Origin of the sequence: Glycomyces sp. NPDC046736 (assembly GCF_040645615.1) — a bacterium.
GTDB lineage: Bacteria > Actinomycetota > Actinomycetes > Mycobacteriales > Micromonosporaceae > Glycomyces.
Genome location: NZ_JBEYYO010000020.1, coordinates 102,832 through 111,983, shown reverse-complemented (window position 1 = coordinate 111,983; position 9,152 = coordinate 102,832). Strand labels below are relative to the sequence as shown.

At 70.3% G+C, this 9,152-nt stretch carries 8 protein-coding genes and 1 tRNA gene; 4 read left to right on the top strand and 5 right to left on the bottom strand.

Features of this window, described 5'->3' with window-relative positions:
* Positions 1 to 105: 105 nt before the first annotated feature.
* Positions 106 to 249, bottom strand: a complete 144-nt coding sequence (locus AB0B28_RS18960; protein WP_360122917.1) for a hypothetical protein — start codon at positions 247 to 249, stop codon at positions 106 to 108.
* On the opposite strand from AB0B28_RS18960, the gene AB0B28_RS18955 reads away from it, so the two are divergent.
* A complete protein-coding gene (locus AB0B28_RS18955) occupies positions 181 to 831 on the top strand; it encodes an MgtC/SapB family protein (RefSeq protein WP_360122911.1) in 651 nt (216 codons plus the stop codon). The two genes, AB0B28_RS18960 and AB0B28_RS18955, sit on opposite strands and share 69 nt — an antisense overlap.
* 26 nt (positions 832 to 857) lie before the next feature.
* On the opposite strand, the gene AB0B28_RS18950 is transcribed toward AB0B28_RS18955, so the two are convergent.
* Together AB0B28_RS18950 and AB0B28_RS18945 are read right to left on the bottom strand one after the other, a co-directional pair.
* Positions 858 to 1,439 (bottom strand): hypothetical protein, encoded by a 582-nt coding sequence (locus AB0B28_RS18950; protein ID WP_360122884.1) that lies wholly within the window; start codon positions 1,437 to 1,439, stop codon positions 858 to 860.
* Positions 1,440 to 1,517: 78 nt separating this feature from the next.
* A tRNA-Arg gene (locus AB0B28_RS18945) sits at positions 1,518 to 1,594 on the bottom strand.
* A gap of 403 nt (positions 1,595 to 1,997) precedes the next feature.
* Between AB0B28_RS18945 and AB0B28_RS18940 the strand changes: the two genes are divergently transcribed.
* Entirely contained in the window at positions 1,998 to 3,038 is a 1,041-nt protein-coding gene (locus AB0B28_RS18940; protein ID WP_360122881.1) for a M48 family metallopeptidase, read from the top strand.
* A gap of 78 nt (positions 3,039 to 3,116) precedes the next feature.
* Here the strand turns inward: AB0B28_RS18940 and AB0B28_RS18935 are convergent, their stop codons facing one another.
* Positions 3,117 to 4,457 carry a dipeptidase gene (locus AB0B28_RS18935; protein ID WP_360122878.1) on the bottom strand — a complete coding sequence of 447 codons (1,341 nt, stop codon included), beginning with the start codon at positions 4,455 to 4,457 and terminating at the stop codon, positions 3,117 to 3,119.
* Positions 4,458 to 4,555: 98 nt separating this feature from the next.
* On the opposite strand from AB0B28_RS18935, the gene AB0B28_RS18930 reads away from it, so the two are divergent.
* The gene (locus tag AB0B28_RS18930) at positions 4,556 to 5,335 is read left to right on the top strand and encodes an SURF1 family protein (RefSeq protein WP_360122908.1); all 780 of its coding nucleotides are present in this window, start codon (positions 4,556 to 4,558) and stop codon (positions 5,333 to 5,335) included.
* A gap of 4 nt (positions 5,336 to 5,339) precedes the next feature.
* On the opposite strand, the gene AB0B28_RS18925 is transcribed toward AB0B28_RS18930, so the two are convergent.
* The gene (locus tag AB0B28_RS18925) at positions 5,340 to 7,520 is read right to left on the bottom strand and encodes a transglycosylase domain-containing protein (RefSeq protein ID WP_360122875.1); all 2,181 of its coding nucleotides are present in this window, start codon (positions 7,518 to 7,520) and stop codon (positions 5,340 to 5,342) included.
* A gap of 282 nt (positions 7,521 to 7,802) precedes the next feature.
* Here AB0B28_RS18925 and cobA point away from each other — a divergent pair, with 282 nt between their 5' ends.
* The gene (gene cobA / locus AB0B28_RS18920) at positions 7,803 to 8,996 is read left to right on the top strand and encodes a uroporphyrinogen-III C-methyltransferase (RefSeq protein WP_360122872.1); all 1,194 of its coding nucleotides are present in this window, start codon (positions 7,803 to 7,805) and stop codon (positions 8,994 to 8,996) included.
* The last annotated feature ends 156 nt before the right edge of the window (positions 8,997 to 9,152 follow it).

Sequence of the window (9,152 nt, the reverse complement as noted above, 5' to 3'; positions counted from 1 at the left end):
CCTGCCGCCTGCCGCCTGCCGCCTGCCGCCTGCCGCCTGCCGCCTGCCGCCTGCCGCCTGCCGCCTGCCGCCTGCCGCCTGCCGCCTGCCGCCTGTGAGTGGGGTTCACATCTTTCGGATCGGGTACTCCTGTTCGTCATGGACCAGGTCTTGCAGCAGCTTGCGCCTCTCGGGCTCGCCCTGCTTCTCGGGCTCGTCATCGGGGCTGAGCGGGAGTGGCAGGGGAAGCCTGCCGGGATGCGCACGCATGCGCTCATCGCCGTCGGGGCCGCGCTGTTCGTGCTCGCCGGGCGTTACGGGTTCGCCGAGGTCGATCCGAACACGCCCGGGGTCGACCCCGCGCGCATCGCCGCGCAGGTCGTGACCGGGGTCGGGTTCCTCGGTGCGGGCGTCATCTTCTTTCGGCGCAATCTCGTCTTCGGGATGACCACGGCAGCGTCGATCTGGTCGGTCACCGCCATCGCGATCGCGTGCGCCGCGGGGCTGCCGTGGGCCGCTGTCGCCGTCACCGCCATGCACCTGATCGTCGTCGCGGGCCTCGCTCCCGTCGAGAACGCCATCTCCCGCCACGCCAAGCACACCGGCCGCCTCCACCTGCGCTACCTCAACTCCGAAGGCCTCACCGCCGCGCTGGCCGTCTGCACCGCCAAGGGCTTCAACGTGGTCGAGATCGAGGACGAGGACACCGAGACCCCCGACGGCCCCCACTCCACCGAGATCATGCTCGCCGGGCGCGGCTCGGTCCGCGAGCTCACCGAGTCCCTCAACAGCGAACCCAAGGTCCTGACCGCGACCTTCAAAGAAGAGGACACCACTGGCGGCGGCCTCTGAACGCAGACGAGCGGCCGTCCTCGGCGTCAGGTAGGCCGAACCTGCTTGGGGGACATAGGATCCTGGGCGTCCACCACCGGGACCTCGGCGCTCGCGGCGGCGATCAGGGTGGCGAGGGCCCCGGGGTCGATCCTTCCGGCGGGGACCGAAGCGCTCGCGAGTCTGGCGCTGATCCCGGGCGGAAGCGCGGCGGGGTCGGTCTTGACGGTCACCAAGCCCTGCTTCGCCTCTCGCGGCAGTGGCGGCGCGTCCTGCGTCCTCTCGACGCCCACGAACGTCTGCTTGGCCATGCCGCCCGGCTGCCTCCACAGCACCACGGCCTCGACGTCCCGCCAGGCCACGAACGTGCGCCGGGCACCCACGAACGTCTGAAGCTCGACACCTTCCGCGCTCGTGGCCACCACCTTCGTCCGCCGCACCAGCGGGTACAGGTAGAACGCCAGACCCACGGCCGCGAACGGCAGCACCCACGGCTTGAGGTCGCCCTCGGAATTCGGGATGAACGCCAGCACCGCGAGGATCACGGCGGTCGCCAGCACCGAGTGCATCGTGGCCCCGTGGCGGTACCGGATCGAGCCGAACACGGGCGTCGGAAGGAGTCTGGCCATGATCGGATCGCTTTCGGGGAGTGGGAAGCGTCGAGTCCAATGTCGCCGGAAGCACCGGTGAATCGGAGAGTGGTCCGATGGCGCCCCAGGCAGGATTCGAACCTGCGACCGTCGGATTAGAAGTCCGGTGCTCTATCCAGCTGAGCTACTGAGGCCCGGCGGGGTCGCACACGGCACCGCGCCAGCGCAAGGATACCCGGCGGTCGGTCCGTTCGGGGCGCGGGGAGACCGAACGTGGGCATGGATACGGGGCGTCGCAAGAACACCCCAAACGATTCTTCACGACGCCCCGGAATTGCTGACCCACATCAATGAGTAGTCCTTGAGCGCTCAAGTGTCAAGCGGCACGCCCGCGGTTGACGCCGATTCGTTATATTGCCCTAAGTGGGCGGCAATGCCCGCTATGCCGACACCCTACGAGCGAACGAATCCGACGCCACCGCGCGTTCACACTCCGTATCCGCGTCGCTCCGACGGCGTTCATGGCACTGGCGAGGCGTCGCCGTACTGGCGTGGGCGTGCCACACTTGCATCAGAGCCAAACCGTGAGGAGCGGGCATGAGCGATGAGCAGCCACCGGCGCACGACGAGACCGGAGACGAGCAGGCCCCGGACGAGGCCGGACCGGTCGAAGTCAGGGAATCCTCCTCCCGGGAGCCGAACCTCCTGCGCGGCATATCGACCCGCGCCTGGGAGCACCCGGCCGACCGCGGCGCCCTGGTCGCCCTGCGGGAACTGCGCGGCTTCGACCTCGTCACCCGCAAGCTCTCCGGGATGATCACCGAGCGGGCCCTCAAGCTGAGCCTCATGGGCTCGGCGATCCGCGTCGACCGCCACCAGTACTCGCGCGTCCACGAGGCCTACCTCTCCGTCGGCGCGGTCCTCGACGCCGCAGACCTCCCCGACCTCTACGTCACCCGCAACCCCGACCTCGGCGGCATGTGCATCGGCATCGACAAGCCGATGATCGTGATCAACTCCGGCTCGCTCGACCTGCTCGACGAGACCGAGCTGCGGTTCCTGCTCGCACACGAGCTCGGCCACGCCCTCTCCGGGCACGGCCTCTACCGGACCCTCCTGATGATCCTCCTGCGCCTGACCACCTCGGTCTCCTGGATTCCCGTCGGGGTGGTCGGCATCCGCGTCATCACCGCCGCGCTCTACGAGTGGAGCCGCAAGGCCGAGCTCTCGGCCGACCGCGCGGGCGCGCTGGCGGTCCAGGACCCGGCCGCGGCCGTGCGCTTCATGGCCAAGATGGCCGGCGGCGGCGACCTCCACGACGTGGACACCGCCGCGTTCCTGGAGCAGGCCAAGGAGTTCGAGTCCGGCGGGGACCTGCGGGACAGCTTCCTCAAGCTCATGCTGCTGGAGCAGCGCAGCCACGACTTCGCCGTGGCCCGCGCCGCGGCCCTCAAGTCCTGGATCGACGACGGGGAGTACCGCGACTACCTCGCCGGTGACTACCCCAGGCGCGACGAGGACGGCGACGCCTCGATCTCGGCCGAGGCCAAGGCCGCCGCGAAGTCGTACAAGGACCTCTTCGAGACCACCGCCGACCCGCTCGCGAAGCTGCTGCGCAAGTTCCGCGACGGACTTTAAATCCTATATCGTATAGGATATATGATATAGGAAAACGCCGCCGGGCTCGCATCACTCCGAGCCCGGCGGCGTTCAGCTTCAGCGAGCCAGCTTCTCCAGCAGCAGCGCCTCGCCCACGCAGACCCGCTCGAACATCGCGATGTCGAGGGACTCGTTGGGGCCGTGCGGGTTCGAGTACTGGTCCTCCACTCCGGTGACCAGGATCTCGGCGCTGGGGAACAGTTCCTGGAACGTGGCGATCATCGGGATCGAGCCGCCGATGCCGATCTCGACCGGCTCGGTGCCGTCCCAGGCCTCGGCGAACGCCGCGCGGGCCGCGTCGTAGGCCGGGCCGGTCGTGTCGACCGCGCACGGGTCGCCCACGCCGCCCTCGGCGGTCACCGTGACCTTCGCGCCCCAGGGCGCGTTGGCCTCGAAGTGCTCGCGCACCGATTTGACCGCGTTCTCGCCAGAGTCGCCCGGCGCGAGCCGGAACGAGACCTTCGCGCGCGCCTTGGGCTGCAACGCGTTCGCCGCCTCGGCCGCGCCCGGCGCGTCGATGCCCAGCACGGTCGCGGTCGGCTTGGACCACAACCGCTCGGTGAGGCGACCGGTCCCGATGAACTCGGTCCCCGGCAGCATCCCGGCCTCGTGCCGCAGCGCCGCCTCGTCGTAGTCGAGCGCGCTGCCCTTGCCGTCGACCAGGCCCGCCACCGCGACGTTGCCGTCCTCGTCGTGCATCGTGGCCACCAGGCGCGCGAGCGCGGTGAGCGCGTCGGGCACCGGCCCGCCGAAGATCCCCGAGTGGACCGCGCCACCCAGCACCGCGACCTCGACGTACACGTTGATGACCCCGCGCAGCGTGGTGGTCAGCGCCGGGACCTCGGTCCTCCAGTTGGTGGAGTCGGCGATCACGACCACGTCGGCCGAGAGCAGTTCGGCGTGCTCGCGCAGCAGCCCTTCCAGGGTCGGCGAACCGAACTCCTCCTCGCCTTCGATGAGGAGCTTGACGCCCACCGGCGGCTTCCCGCCGAAGGCCCGCAGCGCGGCGAGGTGGGCCATCACCCCGGCCTTGTCGTCGGCCACCCCGCGCCCGTACAGTCGCCCGTCCTTCTCGACCACGGTGAACGGGTCGTCCTGCTCCCACAGGCTCAGGTCGCCGACCGGCTGCACGTCCTGGTGCGCGTACAGCAGCACCGTCGGCTGCCCCGCGGGCGCCGGGAAGTGCGCGTACACGCTCGGCTGCCCCGCGCCGTGCGAGAGCTGCCGGACCTCGGCGGCCCCGGCCTCCTCCAGCAGGCGTTGGACGGCGTCGGCGCCCTGACGGACCGGCTCGTGGTCGAATCCCTCGAAGGCGATCGCCGGGATCTTGACGAGGGCCTCCAGATCGGCGCGCACTCCGGGCATGGCGGCGCGCACCGCGTTCACTACTTCGCTCATGAGGCGCAATCCTATGCCCGTTGCAGGGGGTGAGCGGGCGCATGGGCCGGGCAGCGGCCGTCAGGGCCGCTCGCGCACCGCCTAAACTCGGCGGCGTGATGCAGCGGTACAGGTTCGTCTTCGCACCCAGGTGGGTCGGTCTGACCCTGGCGGGCGTGGTCGTGATGCTCGTGTGCGGGCTGCTCTCGCAGTGGCAGTGGAACCGCGCCGTGGAGCGCGCCGCCGCCAACGAGGTCATCGAGAACAGCACCGAGGCCGCCGAACTTGACGCGACCCTGCCCGCCGGAGGAACGCTCGACGACGCGGTCCGCTGGACCCTCGTCGAAGCCGTCGGGGTCTACGACGCCGAGCGCGAGGTCGTGCTCCGCGCCCAGACCAACGGCAGCGTCAACGGCTACGAGATCGTCACCCCCCTCGTCCTCGAGGACGGCACCGCGATCCTCGTCGACCGCGGCTTCGTGGCCTCCGAGAGCACCGGCGCCGTCCCCGACTACCCGGCCGCGCCCGCCGGCGAGGTCACCGTCACCGGCCGCGTCTACGAGTACGAGGAGTCCAGCGGCGGCGTCACCGAGGTCGAGGACCACCTGGAGGCCCGCCGCCTCAGCCTCGAACTCCTCGGCCCCCACTACGACTACGAGTTCCGCTCGGCCTGGCTCGCCGACACCGAGCCCGCCGAGGGCTTCACCGCCCTGGAGACCCCCTCGTTCAAGGACTGGCAGAACTACTCCTACGCCGGTCAGTGGGCCCTGTTCGCCGCGCTGGTCCCCATCGGCTGGACGGTCCTGCTGCGCCGCGAGCGCCGCGAACTCGACGAGGCCGCCGCGGAGACCGAAACGGCCCCGTCGGCCGAAGCCGACGAGGCCGTCGCAGAACGCTAGATCCTCAGTCCTTCTTGCCGTCGAACTGGATCTGCTTCGAAGGCGCCTTGAACTTCTCCTCCGGCACGTCCTTCAAAGCGTCCCGGATGATCTTGCCCGCCGTCTCCTTCGACACCGACGAGTTCGACTCGCCCACCGGGTTGAAGATGTAGTCCGGGTCGGCCATGAACGCGCCCACCGTCAGCTGCGGCGTGTACCCCAGGAACCACGAGGCCCGGTTGTTGTCGGTGGTACCGGACTTGCCCGCCACGGGCCGCCCGGCCAGGCTCCCGACCACCGCCGAGGTGCCCCACGACCCGCACTGCGCGCCGCCGCGCGCGGTCTCGGTGACGCACCGGCCCGCGTCGGTCGCGGCCCGCGCCACGTCCTCGTCGAGCTCCTGGTGGCACCGCGGCGAGGCCGCGTCGAGCTCCTGCCCGTGCGGGTCGATGATCCGCAGCGCAGGCAGCGGCTCGCAGTACTCGCCCTCGGCCGCGAGCGTGTTGAACACGTTCGTCATCTCGATCGGCTGCACGTCCGAGACGCCCAGCGTGAACGGCCCCCACCCGGCGCGCCGCTCCTCGGACGCGTAGTAGGCGTCGCCTTCACTGCGCCACTGGAGCCCCATCCGCTCGGCCATCTCGACGGTCTTGTCGGCCCCGACCCGGTCGATGAGCTGCGCGAAGTACGTGTTCACCGACATCCCGAAGCCCGACCACATGTCCCGGTTCCCGGCCATCGAGGCCGAGCCGTTCTTCGGGCACCAGTTCCCGCCGCACGCGGTCGTGGCCGACACGAAGCTGGTGCGCACCTGGTTGGGGGAGTTGATGTTGTAGTCGAGCGGATAGCCCGCGTCGAGCGCGGCGAGCATCGTGAACACCTTGAACGTCGAACCGGCCTGGTAGCCGCCGGTGTCGCCGCCGCCGAGCACCGGGTTCACCGTGTTCGGGTAGTTGCCCTTGCGGTCGAACCGCGGGTTGGAGTGCGGCCCGTTGTCGCTCTGGTCGTAGGAGAACGTGCGGTTCAGGCCCAGCGCCTGGATCCGCCCGGTGCCCGGCTCCATGACGACCGCGCCGTGCGCCAGCCGCGAGTTCTTGCCCTTGGCCTTGTTCACCGTGTCGTTGGCGATCTCCTGGACGTCGGGGTCCAGCGAGGTGATGATCGTGTACCCGCCCTGGCGCAGCTCCTGCTCGCGCTCGGCCGGGGTGTCGCCGAACGCGTCCTGCTGGCGCCACCAGAGCCGGAAGTAGTCGCAGAAGAACCCGTAGTCGGTCGGGGTCCCCTCGACCCCGATGCACGAGTTCGGCGGGTCGGAGACGTCCAGCTCGATCGGCAGCCCGCGCACCATTGAGGCGTCGCCGTGCGAGAGGTAGTCGATGTCGACCATCCGGTCGAGCACCCAGTTGCGCCGCGTCAGCGCCGCGGTCTGGTCGGAGGTGATCGGGTCGTACGCCGAGGGGGCCTGCACCAGCCCGGCCAGCGTCGCGGCCTCCTGGAGGCTCAGCTCCGAAGGATGCTTGGAGAAGTACACCTGCGAGGCCGCGAAGATCCCGTACGCGTTGTGCCCGAAGTAGGCCTGGTTGAGGTAGCGCTCCAGGATCTCGTCCTTGGAGAGCTGCTCCTCCACGGCCATCGCCAGCCGCGCCTCGGTGAGCTTGCGAGTCGCGGTCTGCTCGGTGGCCGCGATGACCTCGCCGATCGACTCGGCGTTGAGCTGGAGCGCGCCTCGGACGTACTGCATCGTGATCGTCGAGGCGCCCTGCTCGACCCCACCCGAGGAATTGTTCGCCACGAACGCTCGGACGATGCCCCGGTAGTCCACCCCGTTGTGCTGGTAGAACCGCGAGTCCTCGGCCGCGACCATCGCCTGCTGCATGACCGGCGCGACCTCGTCGAGCGTGACGTGGCGGCGGAACTCGTCGTAGAACAAGCTGATGAGCGTCTCGCCGTCGGCCGCGTACACGTACGACGTGAGCGGCGGGTCGGTCTCGGTCACCTGCACCGACAGCGTGTCGATCGCGCTGAAGCCCGCCTTCGCGCTCAGACCGGCCATCGCGACCAGCGGGAACAGCAGTGCGGCTATCGCCAGTCCGGCGAGCAGACTGGTGCGCAGCAGTGCGTACACCCCTTCGGCGGGCGGTCCGGGCTGGTCGCTCCCGCGTGCGGACAGTCCGGGCACACGGTGCTGGCGGGGTCGATCGCGCATATATCCAGCCTAGGGCACATGGAGTCGCTCAAGGTGAGAAACCCCTCGACGCCAGGCAACGCTTTCATCAAGGCTCAGCACCAACGGGCACCCCGTGACTCACAGTCCCGATTCGCACGCGCGCGTCCCACGTAACAGGCTCGCAATGCGCCGGTTAGATGACCGCGATGATCCGTGCCTACTCTTGTCACAGCCGTTCTGAGGTGCGGCCTCGACGAGCGCGGGCGCCAACGGCGGCGCACCGCCCGACGCGAGGCGGCATCGAAATCCTGAGGAGGACCCGTGTCGGTCTACGAGGTCGGCCTGCGCCTGCGCGGCAAGACGGTGCTCGTCGTCGGCGGCGGCACCATCGCCGGACGCCGCGTCCCCCGCCTGCTCGACGCGGGCGCCCGCGTGCTGCTCGTGGCCCCCGAGGCCACCACCACGCTCTCCGACTACGCGGCCTCCGGCGCCCTCCAGTGGGAACGCCGCGCCTGGGCCCCTGGCGACGGCGACGACGCGTGGTTCGTGCTCGCGGCCACCGACGACCCGGCCGTCAACGCGGCCGTCGCGGCCGAGGCCGAGGCCCGCCGCACCTGGTGCGTGCGGGCCGACGACGCCGAGGCCTCGGGCGCTTGGACCTTGGCCCGCACCGCTTTCGACGGCCTCAGCGTCGCCGTCTCCGCCTCCGGCGACCCCCGCCGCGCCGCCGCGGTGAGGGACGCGATCAGCGCCGCTCTGCACGCGGGCGACCTCGACGCCCCGCGCTCGCGCACCGCCCGCCCCGCCGGAGTGGCCCTGGTCGGCGCCGGTCCCGGCGACGCCGACCTCATCACCCTCCGCGGCCTCGAACTGCTCCGCCAGGCCGAAGTGGTCGTCTCCGACCGCCTCGCCCCGCAGGAGCTGCTCGACCTGCTCGCCGACGACGTTGAGATCGTCGACGCCGCGAAGCTGCCGTACGGTCGCCACACCACCCAGGAGCAGATCAACGCGGTCATGGTCGAGCGCGCGCTCGAAGGGAAGTTCGTGGTGCGCCTCAAAGGCGGCGACGGCTTCGTGTTCGGCCGCGGGGCCGAAGAGCTCGACGCGTGCCTCGAAGCGGGCGTCCCCGTCGAGGTCGTCCCGGGTCTGTCCTCCTCCATCGCGGGCCCGGCCGCCGCGGGCATCCCGGTGACCGAGCGCGGCGTGGTCCACGACTTCACCGTCGCCACCGGCCACGTGCCGCCCGGCCCCCAGAGCAAGGTCGACTGGGCCGCGCTCGGGGCCGGAAACGGCACCGTCGTGCTTCTCATGGCCGTCAAGAACCGCGGCGCGATCGCCGATGCGCTCATCAGTGGCGGGCGACTCCCCACCACTCCGGTGCGCATCGTCGAGAGCGCCACCACCAAGAACCAGACGGTGCGCGAATGCGTCCTTTCCGAACTGGGCGCGACCGAGGCGAACCACCCGGCCGTGATCGTGGTAGGCGCGGTCGCCGGACGAGGTCGAAAGCTGTGAGTTCTCCCAGCTAGAGAGCGAAATCCAGGCGGCGTTCGGGGTACACCCGGGCGCCGCCGCAGTTTTACCTGTTCGACTCTTTACAAGCGGGTTATCCAGGCCGTAATATTCGTCCATCGACAGCACGGCGATCGCCGTGCTACCCACCGTGGTCCC